21 protein-coding genes are annotated in these 22,165 nt (G+C 37.6%); 7 read left to right on the forward strand and 14 right to left on the reverse strand.

What is annotated here, in order from left to right; all coding sequences use genetic code 11:
- Window positions 1–30 precede the first annotated feature (30 nt).
- A complete protein-coding gene (locus KO505_RS00210) occupies window positions 31–2,061 on the forward strand; it encodes a tetratricopeptide repeat-containing sulfotransferase family protein (RefSeq protein ID WP_252731571.1) in 2,031 nt (676 codons plus the stop codon).
- 2 nt (window positions 2,062–2,063) lie between these two features.
- Here KO505_RS00210 and KO505_RS00215 read toward each other — a convergent pair whose 3' ends face one another.
- From KO505_RS00215 to KO505_RS00245, 7 genes are all read right to left on the reverse strand, one after another.
- Entirely contained in the window at window positions 2,064–2,510 is a 447-nt protein-coding gene (locus tag KO505_RS00215; RefSeq protein ID WP_216053418.1) for a hypothetical protein, read from the reverse strand.
- Window positions 2,511–2,674: 164 nt separating this feature from the next.
- A complete protein-coding gene (locus KO505_RS00220; protein ID WP_216053419.1) occupies window positions 2,675–3,733 on the reverse strand; it encodes a peptidase M42 in 1,059 nt (352 codons plus the stop codon).
- A gap of 150 nt (window positions 3,734–3,883) precedes the next feature.
- Window positions 3,884–5,218 (reverse strand): magnesium transporter, encoded by a 1,335-nt coding sequence (locus KO505_RS00225; RefSeq protein ID WP_216053420.1) that lies wholly within the window; start codon window positions 5,216–5,218, stop codon window positions 3,884–3,886.
- Window positions 5,219–5,259: 41 nt separating this feature from the next.
- Window positions 5,260–5,964 carry a mechanosensitive ion channel domain-containing protein gene (locus tag KO505_RS00230; protein ID WP_252731572.1) on the reverse strand — a complete coding sequence of 235 codons (705 nt, stop codon included), beginning with the start codon at window positions 5,962–5,964 and terminating at the stop codon, window positions 5,260–5,262.
- A gap of 149 nt (window positions 5,965–6,113) precedes the next feature.
- Complete coding sequence (locus tag KO505_RS00235) at window positions 6,114–6,716, reverse strand: phospholipid-binding protein MlaC (protein ID WP_216053421.1); 603 nt, start codon at window positions 6,714–6,716, stop codon at window positions 6,114–6,116.
- Between the two features lie 260 nt (window positions 6,717–6,976).
- Window positions 6,977–7,249 (reverse strand): hypothetical protein, encoded by a 273-nt coding sequence (locus KO505_RS00240; protein ID WP_216053422.1) that lies wholly within the window; start codon window positions 7,247–7,249, stop codon window positions 6,977–6,979.
- A gap of 86 nt (window positions 7,250–7,335) precedes the next feature.
- The gene (locus KO505_RS00245; protein ID WP_216053423.1) at window positions 7,336–8,223 is read right to left on the reverse strand and encodes a LysR family transcriptional regulator; all 888 of its coding nucleotides are present in this window, start codon (window positions 8,221–8,223) and stop codon (window positions 7,336–7,338) included.
- Window positions 8,224–8,343: 120 nt separating this feature from the next.
- Here KO505_RS00245 and maoP point away from each other — a divergent pair, with 120 nt between their 5' ends.
- Both maoP and KO505_RS00255 read left to right on the forward strand, forming a co-directional pair.
- A complete protein-coding gene (gene maoP / locus KO505_RS00250; protein WP_216053424.1) occupies window positions 8,344–8,685 on the forward strand; it encodes a DUF413 domain-containing protein in 342 nt (113 codons plus the stop codon).
- Window positions 8,686–8,708: 23 nt separating this feature from the next.
- Window positions 8,709–8,873 carry a PA3496 family putative envelope integrity protein gene (locus tag KO505_RS00255; RefSeq protein WP_216053425.1) on the forward strand — a complete coding sequence of 55 codons (165 nt, stop codon included), beginning with the start codon at window positions 8,709–8,711 and terminating at the stop codon, window positions 8,871–8,873.
- Window positions 8,874–8,995: 122 nt separating this feature from the next.
- Here the strand turns inward: KO505_RS00255 and KO505_RS00260 are convergent, their stop codons facing one another.
- Complete coding sequence (locus tag KO505_RS00260; RefSeq protein ID WP_216053426.1) at window positions 8,996–9,580, reverse strand: hypothetical protein; 585 nt, start codon at window positions 9,578–9,580, stop codon at window positions 8,996–8,998.
- A gap of 217 nt (window positions 9,581–9,797) precedes the next feature.
- On the opposite strand from KO505_RS00260, the gene KO505_RS00265 reads away from it, so the two are divergent.
- Window positions 9,798–10,334, forward strand: a complete 537-nt coding sequence (locus tag KO505_RS00265) for an MgtC/SapB family protein (RefSeq protein WP_216053427.1) — start codon at window positions 9,798–9,800, stop codon at window positions 10,332–10,334.
- A 7-nt stretch (window positions 10,335–10,341) separates the two neighbouring features.
- Here the strand turns inward: KO505_RS00265 and KO505_RS00270 are convergent, their stop codons facing one another.
- Window positions 10,342–11,286: a LysR family transcriptional regulator gene (locus KO505_RS00270; protein WP_256447626.1), complete on the reverse strand. Its 945-nt coding sequence runs from the start codon at window positions 11,284–11,286 to the stop codon at window positions 10,342–10,344.
- Between the two features lie 97 nt (window positions 11,287–11,383).
- Here KO505_RS00270 and ppc point away from each other — a divergent pair, with 97 nt between their 5' ends.
- Complete coding sequence (gene ppc / locus KO505_RS00275; RefSeq protein ID WP_216053429.1) at window positions 11,384–13,945, forward strand: phosphoenolpyruvate carboxylase; 2,562 nt, start codon at window positions 11,384–11,386, stop codon at window positions 13,943–13,945.
- Between the two features lie 86 nt (window positions 13,946–14,031).
- On the opposite strand, the gene KO505_RS00280 is transcribed toward ppc, so the two are convergent.
- Complete coding sequence (locus KO505_RS00280; RefSeq protein ID WP_216053430.1) at window positions 14,032–14,502, reverse strand: hypothetical protein; 471 nt, start codon at window positions 14,500–14,502, stop codon at window positions 14,032–14,034.
- Window positions 14,502–15,644, reverse strand: coding sequence for a PepSY domain-containing protein (locus KO505_RS00285; protein WP_216053431.1), 1,143 nt, complete (start codon window positions 15,642–15,644; stop codon window positions 14,502–14,504). Before KO505_RS00285 ends, KO505_RS00280 begins: the two co-directional genes overlap by 1 nt.
- A 224-nt stretch (window positions 15,645–15,868) precedes the next feature.
- Here KO505_RS00285 and KO505_RS00290 point away from each other — a divergent pair, with 224 nt between their 5' ends.
- Window positions 15,869–17,950 carry a TonB-dependent siderophore receptor gene (locus tag KO505_RS00290; protein ID WP_216053432.1) on the forward strand — a complete coding sequence of 694 codons (2,082 nt, stop codon included), beginning with the start codon at window positions 15,869–15,871 and terminating at the stop codon, window positions 17,948–17,950.
- Between the two features lie 90 nt (window positions 17,951–18,040).
- Here KO505_RS00290 and KO505_RS00295 read toward each other — a convergent pair whose 3' ends face one another.
- Both KO505_RS00295 and KO505_RS00300 read right to left on the reverse strand, forming a co-directional pair.
- Window positions 18,041–18,997, reverse strand: coding sequence for a PDC sensor domain-containing protein (locus KO505_RS00295; protein WP_216053433.1), 957 nt, complete (start codon window positions 18,995–18,997; stop codon window positions 18,041–18,043).
- Between the two features lie 410 nt (window positions 18,998–19,407).
- Window positions 19,408–20,487 carry a WD40 repeat domain-containing protein gene (locus KO505_RS00300; protein WP_216053434.1) on the reverse strand — a complete coding sequence of 360 codons (1,080 nt, stop codon included), beginning with the start codon at window positions 20,485–20,487 and terminating at the stop codon, window positions 19,408–19,410.
- A gap of 232 nt (window positions 20,488–20,719) precedes the next feature.
- On the opposite strand from KO505_RS00300, the gene KO505_RS00305 reads away from it, so the two are divergent.
- Window positions 20,720–21,628, forward strand: a complete 909-nt coding sequence (locus KO505_RS00305) for a tetratricopeptide repeat protein (RefSeq protein ID WP_216053435.1) — start codon at window positions 20,720–20,722, stop codon at window positions 21,626–21,628.
- A 20-nt stretch (window positions 21,629–21,648) separates the two neighbouring features.
- Here KO505_RS00305 and KO505_RS00310 read toward each other — a convergent pair.
- On the reverse strand, window positions 21,649–22,165 hold a 517-nt coding region (locus tag KO505_RS00310; RefSeq protein ID WP_216053436.1), incomplete at its 5' end, for a 1-acyl-sn-glycerol-3-phosphate acyltransferase.

Consider the following 22,165-nt stretch of genomic DNA (forward strand, 5'->3'; position numbering starts at 1 on the left):
CTATTCGTTCATTTTATTGGAGCCAAGTCATTGGAAAGCACATCTCTTCCTGCTATTGAAGAACAATTAAAAACCATTCAACAATTGATTCAAAAGGCAAAGTTTAATGACGCCATTAGTCATACCGAAACCCTAATAAAAATAACAACAGATGAACCTCATCTCATTGAGTTATGGTATCTGCTTGCGGTAGCACAGCGTTATAACAAAAGTCCGTTAACGGCATTATCTAGCATCAACCAATTACTAAGATTAAATAACAAACACAGTCGAGCTCATCAGGAATTAGGCCATATAAATTTAGCATTAAACGAAATAAACAAGGCCAAGTTAGCGTTTGAACATGCAGTAAAACTAAACCCTTGTTTAGTGGGAAGCTGGCAAGAGTTAATAGAAATTTATCGTTTATCACAAAGTTCAAATATCACACCAAACCCGACTCAAAAGAGTGAACTACAAGATAAAATTCAACTAGCAGCCAATCAGTTAGCTAAACTCAAAACCTTACCTCCAGCCTTACTGGCCGTAACAGAATTAATGCATGAAGGTAAATGGTTAAAGGCAGAACAAATTTGTCGTCATTTTTTACAAAACAATAAACGCCACATTGATGGCATGTGTTTATTGGCTGAAATAGGCATTGAACTGAAAATATATGATGACGCTGAATTTCTTTTAGCCAGCGCGCTTGAGTTAGAGCCTAAGCACATTCACGCCCGAGCACAATATCTGAACTTACTCATCAGATTAGGTAAATATAAAGCCGCTCAATATCAGGTAGATACGTTAATTAATAGCCAACCTGAAAATCTTAGCTTTAAGGTCGCCAAAGCAAATGTACTCAATGGATTAGGAAAGACTGATGAAGCCATCACCTTATTCCAACAAGCTATACAGCAAGAAGATTCAATTCCCGGCTTTTATTTACAATTAGGCCATGCACTTAAAACCAAAGGTGATATTGACAATGCCGTCAACGTTTATCAAAAAGCATATCAATTAAATCCAAGTTACGGTGATGCGTTTTGGAGCTTAGCTAACACAAAAACCTATCGTTTTACGGATGCCGAAATAGCGCAAATGCAAGCACAACAAGATAATGTAGACTTAGCATTAACGGATAAAATACAATTATATTTTGCCACAGGTAAAGCGTTTGAAGACAAAGAAGATTACCCGCAAGCTTTCCACGCTTATCAACAAGGGAATCAACTGCAACAAGCGAACAATGGCTTTGATATTAATAAACTTGAGCAGCAAGTCGACGAGCAAATAAAATATTGCACCGCTGAATTATTTGAGCAACGCGGACACTTAGGTTATGAAGCCCCCGACCCTATCTTTATTGTTGGATTGCCTAGAGCGGGCTCCACTCTATTAGAACAAATTCTGGCCTCTCACAGCCAAATTGATGGCACCATGGAACTGCACAACATTTTGGGGTTAGCATCGCGTTTACGTGGGCGCACCCCAAACACAGCATCCCATCAATACCCAAAAAACTTAAGTGAAATTAACTCAGATTACTTTAGACGTTTTGGTCAACAGTTTATTGATGAAACCCGAGTTTATCGAGAAGATGCACCTTTATTTATCGATAAAATGCCAAATAACTTTCTACATATAGGCTTGATAAAACTTATCCTGCCAAACGCTAAAATCATAGATGCTCGACGTTCACCTATGGCTTGCTGTTTTAGTGGATTTAAACAGTTATTTGCTGAAGGACAAGATTTTAGTTATAGCCTTGAAGATATTGGTCGTTATTATCAAGCCTATTTGAAACTCATGGCACATTGGGAAAAAGTATTGCCAAATTTTGTTTTAACCGTGAAACACGAAGAGGTGGTAGAAGATTTGGATAAACAAGTTCACAGAATGTTAGATTTTTGCGGGTTAGAGTTTGAGCAGTCATGCATTGATTTTCATAAAACCAAACGAAACATCAAAACCCCAAGCTCTGAGCAAGTACGTCAACCTATTTATAAATCTGCCACTGAACAGTGGCAGCATTTTGAATCTTATTTAGAACCTTTAAAAAAGGTTCTAAATATTAAATAGATTTATACTTGGTCCATAACTTTTAAATTGTCAGTATTTCTGACTTGAATTTCAGTTTTGTAATAATGTTTACCATCTTTAACTGGGATCAACTGTTTAAGTTTAACGTGACCATCTACTTCAATTGTTTTCCCTTTGAAGTATGACTCAAGCGAAGAGCCATAAACCTGAACAAAATCATCAATTGTTGATTGAGCAAGTACTACCGCGATATTTTTAGGGTCTTTCTCGTTGACGTGAGTGTTTAAATAAACGACACCATCTTTACTATGTGTCGATTTGATTGAAAATTGAAAGGTTCCATTTACACTTGCTGGATATCGTACAATCGCTTTTTCCACAAGTTGATTTAAATCGGTTGGAGTTGCTTCGGTTTCAACGTTTGCAACTTCTGTGGTTGAGCTGCAAGCTGACAACACTAAAATAGACAGTAGTAGTACGTATTTCATTATCATTCCTTTTGACATTCGTTTGAGTTTTTATCTTTTTGCCACCCCAGTATTGATGTGATACGTACAAAAAGCAATCAATTACCAACTTATCCTCTTTATTACAGAGAAACCAGCACTAAGGCTGGTTTCTAATAGTTTGTTTTACTCATGAACCAATGTGTTTAATGACTCACTTCTTTTGATAATAATCTTAACGCACGTAAAAACGCTTCAATAGATTCCACTGAAGCCGACTCTTCCATCGTGTGATAACCAATGGTTGGTACCTGTATGGTCGTGCCATCAACTAACCCATTAGATGCTGCAATAATACGACCTAATTCAGTACTGCCTAACGATCTAGGCTTTTCACCACGACTGATTAACCATTCATTGTCCGCTTCAACGTAACGGTCTTTGAACAAATAACTAATATTATTTTTTTGACATAGAGCTTCAATTAATTTGGTCGACTCTTTATTAAAAACCGCATTAGCGTCTTTCTCACGTAATACTAATAACTGTTTGTTGGCCGCCTCCACATCTGGAAATGGACTTGTATCAACAACAAATAATTTATTGGTATTGCCACCGAATCGACGGAACCACTCCAGTAAATATCGCCAGCTTTTACCTGCTTCTTCTTGGGCTGTGAAAAAGGCAGTGCCTTCAAAGCCATTACTAAACAAGTCGACTAAGGCTGCCGCAGATAACACATTATCCAATTGCCCTGATAATCGGCCATCGCTGATCGTTAATTTATCTTTAAAGGCAATTGGCGTCCCCGCAACAACATCTTCTAGGCCTTCAATTTCAAAAATAAGGTTATTTCTGTATTCACACACGTAGGTATTTTTTATCACACCACTACCACGGTAAATGCCAGACCAAGGTTCGTAAGCATATACCGCTTCAGATTTAAAACGTTCTGTTACTTTGGACATTAACTCTTCTGATACCGAATTATTTAACAGATCAGTTTTGTTCGCTGAGATAAAAGCCGCATACTGAAATTCATTTGGTCCAGTACAAATAAGGCCATGTCTGTCTATGTGGGCAGAAAACATTGCACTATGTGGTTTGTTACCCTGTGCGACCAATAATCCTTCATACCAAGTAACCTTTGCACCACGTTCTTCGAGTTCACGTTGTAATACCCTAAAAAATGAATGTTCTGCCCCAACGACACTAGGATGGCGTATCAGGATTTTTAATAGATCTATAAATTCGTTACTTAGCATGTTTAAGACTGTCCTTCATTAGAATCGTCTATCGTTTTGTCGAGGACTCAACGAGTTTTGGGGTTAAAATAATTAAATTTAGTACGTGTGCATACTTGCTAAGTATGAACACGTACCACTGAAAACGGCCCCTCTAAAGGTGCCGGATTATTAGTTCATAAAGATAATAGTGGCACTGCCTAAAAAGACAAAAAATCCAACCACATCCGTTACGGTTGTTAATATGACTGATCCTGCAAGCGCCGGGTCAATGCCATTTTTATCCAAAACAATAGGGATCAAAATCCCCGACAAAGATGCCACTAACATGTTAACCACTAAGGCGACGCTTAAAATCAATGACAATAAGTAATTGTCGAACCAGAAAATAGTCATCGCCGCCACAATCGCGGCCCACACCACGGCATTAACCGCTGCCACACTTAATTCTTTATCCCGTAACGCCTTGAAGTTCGCTGTATTCAACTGGCCAGTTGCAAGCCCCCTGATAGTAAGCGTTAAGGTTTGACTCCCTGTAATGCCCCCCATGCTTGCCACAATAGGCATCAACACCGCAAGCGCCACTACTTCAATAAGTACTTTGTCAAAAATACCAATCACCGCCGATGCTAAAAATGCTGTGAGTAAATTAATACCCAACCACAACGCTCTGCGTCTGGCACTGGTAAAAATGGGAGAGAATAAATCCTCATCACTTACTTTACCCATATGAGCGACTTGCGCTTCATAATGGTGCTGGAAAATAGATAACGCATCACCCATTGAGAACTCACCAACAAATTTACCGCTCTCAGTTAAAATAGGTAAAGTGTGACGATTGCTGTTTTTAATAATATTCGACGCTTCCATTAAGGAAAGCGTATCTAAAATATTGTCGTCACTTTGTTCTGCAATCGCTTCAACTAAACTTTCTTCTTCCGCGTTTAACAAATCATTTATCGATACTTCACCAACATAATTTGAAGCGTCATCCAGAACAATATAATTACCCGAATAATCCGTTAAGTCGCTTTGACGTATCTCGTCTAATGCATCTTCAACGGATGTTTTATGACTGACGGTATACACATCAGAATTCGCATAACGACCAACTTGCTCTTCATCATAGCTAAGAGAAGACTCTATATTTGACTGTGACTGCGGTGACAATTTGTTAATTAACTTTGCCACCAACTTTTGCGGTAGCGCCGTTAAAATCTCAACCACTTCATTGTTGGAGCCAGATTTAACCGCTTTTTCCAGCTCTTTCGACGTTAATACGGATAACAGTTGTTGACGCGCATCCTCACGCATCGCTGTTAAAATGGCCCCTTCCAATGAATGGTCGATAAGAGGCCACAGCTTTAGCCGTTGCGCATTGGTTAACCCTTCTAATATCAAAGCCCATTTACTCGGTGTGTAATTTTCAACTTCATCCGGAAGTTCAATGATATCGGCAGCTAAAATACTGACAAAGTCGAGTGTAGGTGTTGCTTGGTTTTCCATGTGACTACCTTAAAACAATGAGGTGATTGTTTAACTGCGTTTTAGCTACTTGGTGTAATAGTATTTAACTGTAACTGTTTTTTCTCTTCCGATATGAACAACTTAATACATTGTTCTAACATTTTTTGCTCAATAGCTTGAGCTTGTTCCGTTGGACAAAAAAGACTAAATACCACTTTGGTTTTTCCTAGCTCTGTGGATTCAAACGAAACACTCGGCTCTGGCCCTGATATTTTAATATCCAACCGATTTTCAATCATTGAATTGTAACGCTCAGCAACATCTTTAAATTCAGCACAATGTTTTTTGGCTTGTTTTAATAATGCCGTCTTGATCACAAACGGATTGATAGTCAGGCTTTCACGTATGTAAAAAAACGAGTGATTTACATAACGTTTCATGTAATTCAAATTAGTAATAGGCAAGGTAATCAGTTGCAAATTAGGTATAAATAAACTTTTACCGGTATAGCTGTATGTTGATAAATCGACTTCCAACAAGGTTGTTTTTGCCATATCCGTTGAAGTCACTTCCCCAGCATGTCCACCAACCACAATCCAGTCTCCAACCCTAAATGGTGTCGAACTCGAGATATAGAGAAAGCCTATGAAACATTGAATGATCTCACGAGTCACTAAAATAATGGCCACAACAAAAGCCGCAATAGAAAAAGCAAAACGCTGGATCTCTTGATGCCAAATTGCAAACAGTAAAATAACCACTAACAAGTTGATTAAGTTTTTCAAATAATTAATCAAATAACGTTTGTCGTTACCCTTCTCGACCGCTCTTTTTTTAATTATCTGAAATATAAAGTATTTTAAACACCATGATGTCAGTATCAATATAATGGTGATGGCCAATTGGCTTTGCATAAAAGTGATCAAGTATGTACCTATTTGTTATTTTTACTTTTGAGTAATTCAAGCGTGGCTTCAGGGCCTGAGTTTGCTAAAACTTGCGCCAATTCTTTTTGTTTTGACTGCAATAAACTGATGCCTTCAATAACAAAATCGTACATTAACCATTTATCTTGGTCTTCAGAAAAACGCCACTTCGTGATCAACTGCGTGGTTTTGTTTTTTCCCACCAACTTCATCGATACACTGGCATTTTTATTCGAGTTAGCCAATGAAGATGACACCACAACTATCTTTTCATTGTTATAATTTACTAAGCTATTAGCGTAATTTAATACCAAGGTGTCTTTTAATACCTTAACAAACTCCGCTTTTTGTTCCGCTGATAACTTAGCTAAATTTTTGCCTAACACTTTATATGCAAAAAACTTTTCATCAACACTAGTTAACACTTCGTTTTCTACCAATTGTTGGATGGCTTGAATCGTTAAATTATTCGCTTGTTTTAAAGAAATAAGCTCTAGCTCTACTTTTTTAAATAGCTTATCTGCCACAGCATCAACTGTTTCAGCATACACTTTACCCATGAATAAAATGGGTAAAGTGAGCAATAACATAACTGATTTAATACATTTCATTGTTAATACCTGTTAATAACGCCAATCAATGTTGGACGATTTGTGTGTTCATTAATATAACTGCAAGTTTTATCGTAACTTTCACTCAAACACTTGTTTTCTTTAATCCTTTTATGGATTAACAAAGGTGTTGTTAACTAAGCGTAGTAGATAACTGAAACCGTTAACGTATTATTTTTTATACAAATAAAAAACCAATAACAAATGTTATTGGTTTTATGTACAACTTAACTTTTTTATAAATATTTTAGGTATTACATTTAACCTAAGTCATCGACGACCGATGCAATGAACTCAATTATCTTTTCTACACTGGTAAATTTAGTGTATTCGTAATAATCCATTTCACTGTTAACACAATCTAACAATACTTTGTTGTCTAGAGCGGTAGGATCTTGAACATTTTTACAATATTCATATGTATCTCTAACAAACTCAGCATCAGGTTGTTCAGTTTCATCATTGCCAAAAGCTAAATTACTAAAAACAAGGTTGCTAAATAACAATGCCAATACGATTACTTTTTTCATCATTTCGTTCTCCAAAAAAACTGTCGCTAAGTTAGTTGCGTTTTAGCAATTTGGAAAACTAATATTTTTTATCGAATTAACAATATTTTTTAGTCGTTAGTTGATGCCATGTCGATTACCGCTGAGCGTTTAGGTGATGATTGATCAATCACGTTAATCACCTTTTCAATGGTATCGACTAATCGATTATGTTTTTGATAAACCGCATATATCGAACGAGTTAACGCGTGTTTGCCTTTCACTTTAAACAACTCACCACTTTCAATAAACGGCTCTGCTAATGCATTAGGTAGATAAGCGGTACCACCTTCAGACAAAATAAAGTCCAACGCAATGCGACCGGTAGAGGTGACTAACTTAGGTATATAACTCTTGCCATATTTAGCGTCATGCTCTGATGAAAATTGCGTTCCCCAGTCAACATAAACATAGTTTTCTGCCATGGCTTGTTCAGCCGTTATGTTGCCTTTAGTCGTTACCATAACCAAAGCAACATTCGCGATTTGTTCACTTATAACTTCATTAGATAAAAAAGGATCAAACGTCAGAGCTAGGTTTAAGGTGTTATCTAAGATTGAGGAATGTAATTGCCTAATGCCTAACATCTCGGTTTTAAAAGCCAGTTCAGGTAAACCTTTGGTTATCACTGTTAAATAGTTTTGAAAATAAGCATCCCAAACATTGGGGGTTGCGCCAATTGACAATTGTATGAGTTGAGATTCCGCCAGAGAGATATCTGTTTTCACCTGCTGCATCGCACGAACCATAGTGGTTGCATAAGGAATTAATCGCTCACCTGCAGGCGTTAAACAAATATTATTTCTAATACGTTCAAATAAAGGGGCATCCACAAATTCCTCTAATTGTTTAATTCGGGCACTCACTGCGGCCTGAGTTATATAAAGGGTTTCTGCGGCTTTGCCGAAGTGCCTAGTGTTTGCTACCTCTAGGAAGGTTTTAAATACTTTTACGTCCATTAGGGAAGAATAAATAAAAAAATTTATTTAACAAACTTTTTTTGATGTTCGATAAAAATTATTTGTTTTTAAAATCGTCAAACTAAGACTATTTTTAGCAAAATTGCTGAGGATATCAAAATGAACACACAAATTAGAAAAGGTGCTAAATCGTTTTTCGATGATATTAACTTCCCTAGAGGCTTTAGCCGCAGTGGAGAATTTACTATACAGGAATCCAATTTTCTAAATGATTATGGGTATTCCTTACAACAGCTTTCAAATGGCTCACTGATGCCAGAAAATGCTGAAGAAGTCAGATTTGCAGATGTATGTACTGGTAGAGAACTGGCGCAGTCATTCGCAGAAAAAACGTGGATGAAATACATTTCGTTAGCTTCACCAAGAAAATACGAAAATGTATACGGTATGGGACGACCACAAAACAACTTTGAGTCCGGTGAATATTACTTGGAACTCTAATTTTACTTTATTGAGGTTTTTTTATGGATTACTTTGACGAAATCTATGAAATTGATGAATTTGAAGACATGTCTGATAAACCAGACAGAGGCGATCGCCGTAGACGTTATGAAACGCAAAAGCGAATTGAAGATTTAAAAGAAATGCGACGTATGAATAAAGAGGTCAACTACTACGACGAGTGGTAACTAATAAATCCTACCTAAAGTTTAAACGTTTTATTATAAATCTCGCGCATTTATCACACTAAATGCCACAATAAAGGAGCGTCTTCGGTCAAACGAGTGACGCTCTTAATATCTCGATATTGTCAGTCGATAAGATTACGAATATAAATCTCTGAAATGTGATCATTTTTCAGAATTAGCCTAAGCGGCACTTCCCCTACATCACCGATTTTTATTACATAAACTAACTCATCAAATTCTTTATATGACGGTTTACCAAGCTGTTCCTCAATTTTTATGCGTGGTTGACATAAAAACAGCTTAAAGCCTGAGTCTAGGTCACAGTTTTTAATATATAGGCGATTTATAAACGTTTTTGGGTGATGAGTTTTTAATATTTCTATCACTAAATTAGGGTACTGCAAAGTTATATACTGTAGTTTTTGGTTTGGTTCATGGCGATTATCTCTATTGCTCACATAACGCTCAGTTGGTTTGCCAAGTCGGTTAATAATATCAGCTTCTGAATGACCAAACGTCCATAAAAGCTTAAATAACTCATAAGGTTTAGACTTATCATCGTATTCTAAAAGTGGTGCTACTTGATACCACTTTCCAATTAGCCTAAAAGGGAACAACGATGTTGGTTCAGCAATATTTGATAAAGCTAACGGGTGAAAAATAATAAAAGTTATCAATAGTAATTTTACTGATGGAGATAGCCGCATTTAATATTTCGCTCTTTTTTATATTTCAGTTTAAATAGAGACAAGCTGTACAGGGGATATAATCAATAAATTTACCCACATATCTAAGTAATGACTCATAACGTCATTAAACTACTATAAAATAGGTTTATGTAAAATATTCTCTTAACTTATCAACCCACATTACATATATTCAGCAAAGTATATTTGTATTTAGATCAATTACACCAAGGACAATATGGAACAGATATTAACTATCACGCCTTATAGTTGGATGGGCATTTTCACCTCAATGTTATGTGGCACGATTATCGGCCTTGAGAGGCAATTTAGAGGTAAACCCGTTGGTATTAGAACCTCTTCACTAATCGTGTTAGGTACTTATGTATTTGTTGCTACGGCCAATTATGTTGTGGTTGACTCTGCTACCGTCGATCCCTCTAGGATCATAGGTCAGGTCATCACGGGAGTTGGTTTTTTAGGCGCTGGGGTGATGTTAGCCAAAGATGGTGCTGTGGTTGGGGTAACGTCGGCAGCAACAATTTGGGTGTTAGCCGCCATCGGCGTTTCAATTGCGAGTAATAACTACTCTACTTCAATTTTATTATCTTTGGTCGTGGTATTTATTTTAGTCGGTGTCGACTTTTTGGAAAACACATTTCAAACATTATCCAAAGGGGTACACACTAAATATACCAATTGGAAACAACAACCCACGCCATTTCGTTTAAGGAAAGTGTTTAAAGTTAAACCGCAAGATAAACCAACAGATTAACGAATAATTATTCTGGGTTATTTTGCACGGCACTGGCTAAAATATGCACACCGTTGTCTAACATAAATTGCTGAAACGCTTTGGCTAGCAATGTTGGTTGACGGGATGCATTTTGCACTAAACGCCACTTACTACGAATTGGAAAATGCTCAACCTTTAATATTTTAAGACCCGGCATAATACCAAAATCCAAACTATGTTTACTCAAAATAGACAATCCTAATCCAGCCGCAACCGCTTGTTTTATAGCCTCACCACTGGCAATGGTCATTTTTTCATGCAACTCAAAACCATGTTTATTAAACAGTTCGAGTGTTGCTTCCCGAGTTCCAGAGCCCTCTTCCCTTAACAAAAAAGGGTAATGGCTCAAACGAGCCAATGAAATATTGGGTACCAAAGTTAACTCATGGCGTTCTGGCGCTACCACGACTAATTCATTGTCCAAAAACGGCGTTTCCACCACCTCAACATTTTGTGGCATTTGCCCAAATAAATAAAAGTCATCGAGTTTGTCTGCCAAGCGTGCATGGACTTTATCTCGATTTGCTATCTCTAACTTAACATCAACATGTGGGTAATGTTTGGCAAAGGCAGCCAATAATAAAGGCAGAAAATATTGTGCTGTGGTTACCACGGAAATAGATAAAGTGCCGGTCACAACACCTTGTAAATTATCGATATCGGTCTTTAAGTTATCTAATGTTTGAAAAATTTGATTAGCGCTATTTAACACCGCTTTACCTGCGTCGGTTAACGTTAATTGCCTACCTAACATTTGATAAACCGGTAAACCTAATAAGTCACTTAAGTTCTTTAATTGTATAGATACGGAAGGTTGCGAGATATGTAACTTTTCGGCCACCACAGACAAGCTTTGGTATCGAGCTAACGCTTGAACCAATTGTAATTGCCTTATCGTAGGCTGTCTGTTGGATTGTCCACTCAACGGCATATAGACTTTTATCTATGAATTAAATTAATTTTATATATTAGACTCTATTTAAAACTAATTCTAGGATGATGTTACTTATCTTATTGAGAACAAAAGTATGTTAGAAACAATTTCACAAAATATACGTTCGCTCGGTTCAGTGTTAGGTAAAACTATTGCTAACGACAAGGACCAGCGTTGGTTAGACAACATTGAACGTGTTCGTCTTTTAGCAAAAGATGGCGTAGCTCAAGAAGAGTATGCCATTGAAGAATTAAAGACCTTATTCCAATCTTGTGACGAACAAGATTTGCTTATTTATGCCCGTGCATTCAGCCAATTCTTAAATTTGGCAAATATCGCTGAGCAGCAACACACCACCAGCGAACAAGGTTTGGCCGAATTGGATTTGCCACACCCACTAGAGTCACTGCAGGAACAGCTAAGTGACACAAAACCAGAAGCGTTTTTAGCTGCCATTAAAAAATTACATATTGAATTAGTATTAACCGCACACCCAACTGAAGTGAACCGTCGTACATTCATTCATAAATATCATGAAATCGCAGAACAGTTGGAACAATCGGGCCCAGAATTAAATGGTCGTATTGAAGAGTTAATAGAGCAAGCTTGGAATACCAATGAAATTCGTCCACAACGCCCTACTCCATTAGATGAATCACGTTGGGGCTTAAACGCTATCCGTGACAGTTTATGGTTTGCCGTACCTAAGTTCGTCAGAGAATTAGATGAATTATGCCAACAAGTGACCGGACAACCGCTGCCACTTGATGCAACGCCAATAACAATGGCTAGTTGGATGGCCGGAGACCGTGATGGTAATCCATTTGTAACTGCAGAATTAAGTAAAAAAGCGATTTTAACCGCCCGTTTACTAGCTGCTGAGTTGTATTTAATTGATTTCCAGAACTTATATCTAGAACTATCAATGCATAAAGCCAATGATGCGCTTATTGCTGCTGACAGTAACAGTATTGGTCCTTATAGAAATCTAATTAAACAAACCATTGGTAAACTAGAACACAGCATTGAGCTTCTAAAAAATGATCAAACCGATGGAGTTATTGCCAGTCCTCAAGAACTGTTACAACCTTTGTATGCTTGTAGAGAAAGTTTATTAGAAGTTGGTTTAACCCGAGCTGCTAATTCAATGTTGTTAGATGTTATTCGTAAAGTGCATTGTTTTGGCATTTCATTAGTTAAACTGGATGTACGCCAGCACAGCGAATTTCACGATCAAACCATTGCTGAAATCGTTGAATCTCTTGGTTTAGGTGATTACTTATCTTGGAATGAAGAAAAACGTTGTCAGTTTTTACAACAAGAAATTAACAACCCAAGACCTTTATTACCAAAGGTGGAGTGGACAGCGCAAACCCAAGAAGTCTTAGATACATATCGTTTTATCGCCGAGCAACCAAAAGAAGTGTTAGGCATTTATATTATTTCAATGGCCAGTCAGCAAAGTGATGTATTGGCGGTTAATTTATTAATGAAAGCCACCGGCATCACTTGGGATATGCCTATTGCGCCATTGTTTGAAACGTTAGACGATTTAAACAACGCCTCTAAAGTAATGGACTTATTATTAAACAATAAAGATTACGTAAAACGCACTGAAGGTGCTCAACACGTGATGATAGGTTATAGCGACTCGGCCAAAGATGCTGGTGTATTAGCCGCTGCATGGGCGCAATACCAAGCGCAAGAAGCCTTAGTTGCGGTTGCGACCAAACATAAGATCACGTTGAAACTATTCCATGGCCGTGGTGGCACAATTGGACGTGGAGGCGGCCCAGCACATGCGGCGATTGCATCTCAACCTCCAGGCACACTTGAAGGTGGCTTACGCGTTACAGAGCAAGGCGAGACCATACGTTTTAAATTTGGCTTACCAAATTTAGCCGTTCGTAGTTTACATTTATACGCCAGTGCAATTTTAGCTAACTTAGTTAAACCACAACCAGCACCAAAAGATTCGTGGCGTCAGTTGATGGATAAAATGGCCAAACGTAGCTGTGAGGTTTACCGTGATTATGTGTGTGAACAAGAAGATTTTGTTAAGTATTTCCGTCAAGCTACTCCAGAACAAGAGCTTTCGTCTTTGCCGTTAGGTTCTCGTCCGAGTAAACGTAAGTCAGACGGTGGTATTGAATCATTACGTGCTATTCCATGGATATTTTCTTGGAGTCAAAACCGTTTAGTGGTTCCAAGTTGGTTAGGATCTGGGCAAACCATCTCTGAGTTTAACCAAACTCAAGGGGATGTAATTAAAGACATGTTGGATAATTGGGCTTATTTCAGAGCGCGTATCTCGCTAACAGAAATGGTGTATCTAAAATCAGATACCGACATCTCTAAACTGTACGATCAAACCTTAGTTGATCCTGAGCTTCAACCTATGGGTGACTCATTAAGAGCCCAGCTCACAAAAGATAAAGCGTTCAGCTTACAATTACTAGGACAAACTGAAACGTTGGAAACGGATCAATGGAACCTAACGTCCTTTAACTTACGTAAACCGTATTTACTGCCATTACATTTAATGCAAATTGAAGCATTAAAACGTTTACGTAAACAACCTGAACACCCAGTTTGTGAGCAGTTACTTATGGTAAGCATGACGGGTATTGCAACTGGGATGCGTAATACAGGTTAAACTATTACCTATATTTCATATAGTCAGATAACAAAAAGGCTTGGTCAACACCAAGCCTTTTTCTGTTTCAATAATACAAACTCAAGTTAATCTGTGATCAGAGCTTTTGGTAATTCCCAGTTTGTTACCCACACATCACCTTGCCAATCTTCAATGGTTACCCACACTTTATGCTCTGTAGTTAATGTTTTTGGGGCAATTCCATGTACTTCTTGACCATGTTGGCTGCCATGTAAAATTCCTTCATCATGCTGCTGAAGTTCTGCTAAAGACAAAGCATGTGTGCCAATATTTAAGTAAGCCTGCCGAATATCTTCAACGCTACCTTGACTAAAGATGATAAAAAAATCTTTAGTATAATGACCATCATGTAAATATGGCGGATCTAGGTTGTAAGGCATAGGTGCAATTTCGAATGACCCCACCTTATGTTTTTCCCACACTGGCGGAAATACCGGATATAACGACTGATACAAAAAGTAAAAAGGTAAGATTAAAACTAAACCGTTAAGTTTGTATTTATGGCGAGATAAAAAACGGGTTATTGAACTGTTCATTACATTGTTTCCTGTTCTTTAGGTGTATCTTCTTTTCTAGCGGCTTTCACCGTTCTAGTACCCCACATTAGAAAGCCTGTTATTGACATACCAGTTAATAATATGCCAAATAGAAACCAAATAAGCTTGGTCCAAATACCGCCAATCGTCCCATAATGCAGAGGATCTGCAATATGTGACAAGGTTTGTAAACTAGTCATTTGATCAGGTTCACGTACACTTTCTATATCACCATTCCATGGATTAACACTTACACCATACGCATATTTATCATGGAAGATGAAATCACCTTCGCCATATAGTTTATAAGTATCTCTAAAATGTTCTGGTGGCATAAGATACGTACTTTTGAACTCAGGAAATTTTTTCTTAGTTATCTCTAACGCATCCATAAAGGTTAGCGGGCGAACCGGAGTGTCTTTTACTGCAGGTAACTGGGCGACCGAAACCAATGGTGGATGATCTTCCAGAGAGTAATCTGCATGCCATAATACAGCTTGAATTAAGTACCATAATCCAGTCACGCTCATAACAAGTAAAAACCAAATAGACCAAACACCGGCCAACCTATGCATATCTGCAAGTACTGTTTTTTTACCTTGGTTTGTTCTAATTTTGGGTTGTGTGAACGAGCGCCAGAATTTCTTATAAATAAGTAAACCTGTGATCAACGCCCCCAACATAACAAAAGACATTAAACACACTAGGTAATAACCAATGCTGTAATTACTTTCCCAAGGGAATAACAACCAACCATGTAATGAGCGCATAAAATTAATAAACGTCATGCCTTGATTTATCTCTTGAATTTCACCTGTGTACTGATTGACATAAGCAATTGCGAAGGGTTTATCGCTGTCAGTAAAAATTACCGCATTAACTAAGTAATCTTCAAAATTCATTGCGGTACTGACTTTTGCCGTTGGGTAAGCCTGCTCAACTATTGAAATTAATTCCGGCATTGGTTTTTCTGGTAAATCGTCAGGATTTAAAGCTCGTGCGGCTGGGTTTGTTAGCCAAGTTAATTCATGACTGACAACTGAAATAGTGCCCGTTAAACAAATGAAACAGAAAATTAACCATATAGGCAATGAAAACCAACCATGAAGTTGAAACCAAAAACGATTACTTACCTTTGCCATTTGTTACCTAATTTAATTGAGTTAGAAAATATGAGGGGCGCTATCTTATCCTGTCGATAGCTAAGACTTCAAGATAAATCTAAATGACAATCATTTCCATTTAGAGTAAAGATGGAATAAATTAGACCTAAATGATAATCATTATCATTTACATAGCATTTAACTTTACGTATACTGCGCCAAATCGTCACTCTTCCTAAAATATACAAAGGTAATATCTAAAAATGAAAATGAGTCATAATTTTGCACTTTCTGCGGTAGTTTTAGCGATGGGCTTCCATGCTCAAGCACAAGAAGCAAACTCAGAAACTAAGATTGATCAAGACACCGTTGAAAAAGTGATTGTTGTTGGCACTCGAACAGAACAAGCAAGTAAAGGTGCTACGGGTCTGACAATGGAGCTGAATGAAACACCACAATCCATCAGTGTAATCACATCTGAACTTCTTAAAAACTATGGTGCAAATAGTTTAAATGACGCGTTAAAGTTAGCTACAGGAGTGACTGTAGAAGAATATGAAACCAACCGTACAAACTATACTTCTCGTGGTTTTGATATTAAAAGCACCCAAGTCGATGGTGTTGGTATGCCAAATAACTGGGGCATAGTGACAGGTGCAATGGAATCCTATGGATATGACGAAATTGAAGTAATACGTGGTGCCAATGGTTTATTAACGGGGGTTGGTAATGCAGCTGGTACTATAAATTATGTACGTAAACGTCCAACCAATGAAAACCAAGGCGAAGTTGGCATTACGCTTGGTTCGTTTGACTTAAAAAGACTGCAAGCAGACTATTCTGCACTATTAACTGACAATGGCAGTTGGGCAGCTCGTGTGGTTGCTGTTATAGAAGATAAAGAGTCGTATCTTGATGGGTTAACTGACGACAGAACCTATCTATATGGTGTTGTTGATGGACAGCTCACTGAAAACTCTACATTAGCTGCTGGTTTTTCCTACCAAAAAGCAAATACTGACGGCAACATGTGGGGTGGGTTAGTATTTAATTATACAGACGGTACTCAAGCTGAGTTCCATACTGGTGCCAGTCCAACACAAGAATGGACGAGCTGGAATACTGAAAACACCAGTGCGTTTATCGAATATGCATATACCTTTACCAATGACTGGGAAGCGAAAGTAACTTATAACAATCGTACTTCGGAAGATCCTTCAAAATTGTTTTATGTTTATGGCGCTATTGATAAAGCCACTGGATTAGGACTGAACAGTTACCCTGGTCGATATGAAGATGAATTTAACGCTGACTTACTTGATATTAATTTAATCGGTGACTTCTCACTATTTGGTAAAGAGCATCAGTTAAACTTAGGCATGAGTAGTTCTTCGAGTAGTCGTAGTTCACATAATTATGCGGCGTTAACGGGTTGGGATCCTGCTCCGGCGTTTCCTTACGCCCTCGATGCGATACCAGAACCAACTTGGGGTGAACGAACGCTTTATGCTGATATTGATATCACCTTAAATCGTTATTTTGGTTCAACAAAATTTAACGTCTCAGATTCATTTTTTGTTGTGGCTGGTTTTAATGCCATCGATTTTACCCGTGAAGGTATCAACAGTGGCGTATTGATCGATAACGAAGAAAGCGAGTTAAGCCCGTATATTGGCGCAACTTACAGTATTAATGACGATATTAATCTATATGTTAGTTACTCAGATATTTACCAACCGCAAGAACAGTATGACTTTGATGGTTACTTCTTAGCACCAACAAAAGGCGTTAACTTCGAAGCAGGGATCAAAACCCAATGGTTCAACGATGATTTATTAGCCACGTTTGCGGTATTTTCTGCGGAGCAAGATAACTTAGCTAATTACGCAGGTATAAATGCTAACGGAAACTATTACTACACGGGTATTAATGTTCAATCTACTGGTTTTGAACTTGAATTAGTGGGTAAGATCACTGATAACCTGACCACAACATTTGGATATACCTCAATCGATATCGAAAATGACGCCGGTGATAAAACCAATGAGTGGGCACCTAGAAATGTTATAAATTACACATTTAATTATACGGTCCCTCAAGTACAACAATTAACAGTTGGCTTAGGCGGTAAATGGCAATCTGACATTATCAATACCACTTACAACGTCAAACAAGACGCTTATTTATTGGTTAATGCGTTTGCACGATATGACATTAGCGACAAACTTAACGTACAAGCTAACCTTAATAACCTAACGGACGAAAAATACATTAATACTTTGTATAATGTTGGTTATTACGGTGCGCCAGTTAATGGCAGTGTGAGTTTATCCTATAGTTTTTAATCGTTAGTCGATACAACTGACGAGGTTAAGCCCGAGTTATCGGGTTTAACTTCGTTGTATAACTGTCTCTGTATAACGGCGTTTTTAACCTCACTTAATCAGTTCTTTTTGAAACATATTTCCCTTTAACAACACTTCTGCTTTGGCGCCTAAATAAACATAAATACCCAACCCAACCAGTAAAGCGGCCGATGCCCCCATCATAGCGACGGCACTAGACAAATACTCTGGCGACCCTAATACAGACTTAAACATCAACAATAAGGCTTCGATTGATATTGCGATTAAGATGGTAGCAATAAATCGGGTGATGGTTCTGCGAGTTGAGCTGTGTCTAAAGATGTCTTTTTGCATTAAGACTTCTTCTTCCATCGTTGTTTTACCTAAATCAAATATCGCCAATGCCAATGTTAAAAATATAATAATGCCAAAAGGTTTGGACTGGAGCTCTTCTGCACTAGGAGAAATAAACAAACTGACAATTTCACTGCCCGCCGAATACAGTAAAATACCAACAATACAAAACAGCCCAACAACAATGCAAGAGTAAACACTGATGAATAAAGGGTGAAATCGTTTGCGTTTGTTATCCCCCATCAAAAACTCAATGGCATGAGCCAAGTCAATATCCAACACTAAAAAGCCAATCACGTGGCCAGATTTATCTTTATATTTAAGTGCCGTGGATATACATAAATTGTGACTGGATGTCGATAAGTAAGGTTCAGTAACCACAATGCCGTCGTTATCATTAGCTTTGATAAAGTATGGTCGATAAGAGCGGTCTACACCTTTACCAACACCAAAGTTTTTATGGCTAATTGACTTACTTGATATGTTGGGACTTAGCTGAACCCCTTGATTATCTAGAGTGAACATTAAATCGACAAAAGGGTAATTGTGACGTAACCACTTCATCGACTTGACTAAACTTGTGTCGTCGTTAAAAAACGCCTCATCAAACGCCCCAGCCATAATAGAAGCCATAAGCTCATGAATTGGGTTTTTATAATCGTGGTATCTTTCTATAACGCTTATATAGTTCATAACACCTCTTATCATTAATACATAATAAAATAAGTTTAACGGCGACAAACCACTATCCGATACTAGGACATTTACCTGTAACTGTTTATTAATTTACAGTCTAAAAAAGTAAACTTGTCCTAGAAAAACTATTTGTTAACTACTCTGAGTGTTCCATATCCCATTGGCTCACCGATATGTGTTTAAGTTGGTAAATAAACTCACCTACCATACTGATTGAATTAATCACTTTATTTATCATCTTTATCTCCAAAAATTTAACCTTGTTACCCTTCAAATTTAGGTAAACCGCGTCAGTTATACAAACGAGTTAAACACAGCTGATAAGTGAAAAAACTTTACCTGAACGTTAACATTGGATAATTGGTCATCATTTGAGAATGGCGACATTGAGGGCGTTCATTAGGGATTTACTCGTCTTGGCAGGCACGTTTGTGCGTTAAAACTTTGTCCACATCCCATAATATGACCGAGCCGTCCACACTAGCGCTGGCAACCCTTGCACCATCTGGGCTAAATACAACTTTATTTACATCATCTTTATGGCCATTTAAGTGCTGTAGGCAATCACCAGTTTTTACATCCCAAAACCTAATCGTGATATCTTGGCCATCATTACCGTAATCAAAGTGATACTGTAACAGTTCACCAAATACGCCTTTATCTCTGTGGCTACTTACAAGGATTGAATCATCAGGGCTAAAAGATAACCCGTAAATTGAATACATAGGCTGTTTAATCGATTTCAAAATAGTCCATGTTTGTGTATCCCAAATGTTAATGATGTAATCGTCGCCACCAGATGCCAACAATTTATCATTATGGCTAAACCCAAGTGCCAGTACTGCGCCTGAATGTTCATTTAAAGTAGAGAGATATTTTCCCGTTTTGGCATCCCAAATATTAACCTTATTATCTTCACCACCAGTTAATACCCATTGGCCGTTGTGACTATAGGCGATTCCCCATACATCACCTTGATGACGTTTAAGTTCGATATATTCACCAGAACTTACATTCCATATTCTGCCAGTATCATCGGCACTCACACTGGTTAAATGTTGATCATCAGGACTAAATGCAATACCAAACACCGAGCCTTGGTGGCCAGAAAAGGTCTTAACTAAAGCACCAGAATTTACATCCCAGATTCGTACATTAGCATCATAACTTGCGGTTGCTAAATACTGGCCATCATGACTAAAGCTTAAGCTAGGCACCCCTGCTGGATGCAGTAAAGAATGTAAGATTTTACCATTTTCCCGATGCCAAATTTTAACAACAGGATGATAACCAGAACTGGCAATTAGATTGTTATTCGGATGGTAGTCTAAGGTACAGACACTATTTTTATGGGTCTGACAAATGTTGTATTGTTTTTTTGCATCGTCATCGGTGAACGCTTGTTCACTGGTTGTCGCACATCCAATTAAGATGGAAAATATTAACGTTATTAATATCTTAGTTAATTTATTTATTCGTTTCTTCATACGCAAGAGACTACCTTTGGTGAGCATATCTACTTTTGCCGTTTATCTAAGATAAGGTTTATCATTCCACCCAATCATCTTGATAATTTTATAATGTTCTAACACATAACCAATTAGTTTGTTTTGTATCAATAGAACAGGGGAAAAAGCGCTATATTAGTATATCCTTAATTTGATACACTATTACCCTAAATACGTACATTTACCCCATTTGTCATAGGATAGTTACAGTTTGAAAGTTACGTTTATTTATCCTATTTATTTTTTGGCAATGACCATGTTATTCACCTCTTTTTTTGCAGTAGCAAACGAGTGTGATCTCCCTTCTAAAAACTGTTTAACTTGGGTTAATAATCAACTCAAAAATACCAAGCCAAACACAATGAATTGGTACAATTTAAAGTTGTGGCAATTAGACTCTTTAATGACATTAAAAGAATTTAAGTTATTAAGACAAGAGCTAGACGAACTAAAACGTGTTCTAAGTCATCCACCTATGTTTGTTTCTTACTTAAACATTTATAGAGCAAAGCTGTTACTTATTGATGGCGAAAAAGAACAAGCACTCGCATTAATTGAAAAGTCGGTAGCCGAATTATCCAGTTTAAATAAGTCCTTCCATAGCCCAATGCGTTTGGTCACTATTGCTAATTTGATGCTTAACTTAAAACGTTATGAAGAAGCCCTTAGTTTATTAAAGCAAATAGAACAAAACTATAAGTGCAGTAGAGACTCACACCTAAAACTAGAATTATACGGTAATTTAGGGCATAGCTATCGTTTTTTAAAACAGAATGAAGAGGCTTTATTAAATTACCAAACCTCGTTAGACCACGCTATCGACTTACAGATAGAGCAGCAAATTGCCACACTCTATATCCATGTAGCTCGTATGCATATGGTACTTGGGGATGCTAAAAAAAGTGAAGATAACTATTTAAATGCAGTATTTCATGCAATTCAAGATGCCAGAACAGCCACTATCATTAACGCAAAGGTATATTTAGCCTCTTTCTACATAGAGCAAAAAGAGTTGTCTAAAGCTAAATCCGTCGTTGAGGATATTGACCCCAATCAGATTGAAGCACACCAATTTAATAGATGGGAAGTGATAACGGAAGCCCTTAAAAACTCCCGTTGATATACGCGTTTACATCACCATTAACTGGTTTTGTCAGGGTGTTTAGCCGGGATTGCTCGATAATAGTTTCTTACATATTCCATTGATGCATCCAAATCATCCACGACGATACTTGGGCCAAATCCCATTTCTTTCTTTTTATAATCTAGATGTACCAAATACACAGGAACTTGGGCTTCTTTTGCTATTCTTAAAAAACCGTTTTTCCACTTTGGTACATGGTGACGGGTGCCTTCAGGCGCAAGTGCAAAAACCATAGACTCCGATTGTTTAAATTCATTCACAATTTGGCCGACGACCCCTCCTGCTTGTTTTCGATTAATTGGCATGCCCCCTAACCCGCCAAGTAACGACTTAATTGGCCAAATAAATATCTGATGTTTCGCTCCCCACACCAATTTAATGTCCATTGCTAACACTGCAAAAATGGCAATGAAAAAGTCCCAATTAGATGTATGTGGTGCAACACAAATTACACACTTTTTATCTGCCGGAAACTCGCCTTTTATCTGCCAACTGTCTCGTCCTGAAATGTGT

Source organism: Psychrosphaera sp. F3M07, assembly GCF_018860345.1.
GTDB lineage: Bacteria > Pseudomonadota > Gammaproteobacteria > Enterobacterales > Alteromonadaceae > Psychrosphaera > Psychrosphaera aquimarina.

Coding starts and splice junctions, on each gene's coding strand:
- KO505_RS00240 (WP_216053422.1), bottom strand. CDS start 7,249: ATGATGAAAAAAGTAATCGTATTGGCATTGTTATTTAGCAACCTTGTT.
- KO505_RS00260 (WP_216053426.1), bottom strand. CDS start 9,580: ATGCGGCTATCTCCATCAGTAAAATTACTATTGATAACTTTTATTATT.
- KO505_RS00290 (WP_216053432.1), top strand. CDS start 15,869: ATGAAAATGAGTCATAATTTTGCACTTTCTGCGGTAGTTTTAGCGATG.
- KO505_RS00280 (WP_216053430.1), bottom strand. CDS start 14,502: ATGAACAGTTCAATAACCCGTTTTTTATCTCGCCATAAATACAAACTT.
- KO505_RS00255 (WP_216053425.1), top strand. CDS start 8,709: ATGGATTACTTTGACGAAATCTATGAAATTGATGAATTTGAAGACATG.
- KO505_RS00225 (WP_216053420.1), bottom strand. CDS start 5,218: ATGGAAAACCAAGCAACACCTACACTCGACTTTGTCAGTATTTTAGCT.
- KO505_RS00285 (WP_216053431.1), bottom strand. CDS start 15,644: ATGGCAAAGGTAAGTAATCGTTTTTGGTTTCAACTTCATGGTTGGTTT.
- KO505_RS00295 (WP_216053433.1), bottom strand. CDS start 18,997: ATGAACTATATAAGCGTTATAGAAAGATACCACGATTATAAAAACCCA.
- KO505_RS00245 (WP_216053423.1), bottom strand. CDS start 8,223: ATGGACGTAAAAGTATTTAAAACCTTCCTAGAGGTAGCAAACACTAGG.
- KO505_RS00265 (WP_216053427.1), top strand. CDS start 9,798: ATGGAACAGATATTAACTATCACGCCTTATAGTTGGATGGGCATTTTC.
- KO505_RS00215 (WP_216053418.1), bottom strand. CDS start 2,510: ATGAAATACGTACTACTACTGTCTATTTTAGTGTTGTCAGCTTGCAGC.
- KO505_RS00270 (WP_256447626.1), bottom strand. CDS start 11,286: ATGCCGTTGAGTGGACAATCCAACAGACAGCCTACGATAAGGCAATTA.
- KO505_RS00220 (WP_216053419.1), bottom strand. CDS start 3,733: ATGCTAAGTAACGAATTTATAGATCTATTAAAAATCCTGATACGCCAT.
- KO505_RS00300 (WP_216053434.1), bottom strand. CDS start 20,487: ATGAAGAAACGAATAAATAAATTAACTAAGATATTAATAACGTTAATA.
- ppc (WP_216053429.1), top strand. CDS start 11,384: ATGTTAGAAACAATTTCACAAAATATACGTTCGCTCGGTTCAGTGTTA.
- KO505_RS00235 (WP_216053421.1), bottom strand. CDS start 6,716: ATGAAATGTATTAAATCAGTTATGTTATTGCTCACTTTACCCATTTTA.
- maoP (WP_216053424.1), top strand. CDS start 8,344: ATGAACACACAAATTAGAAAAGGTGCTAAATCGTTTTTCGATGATATT.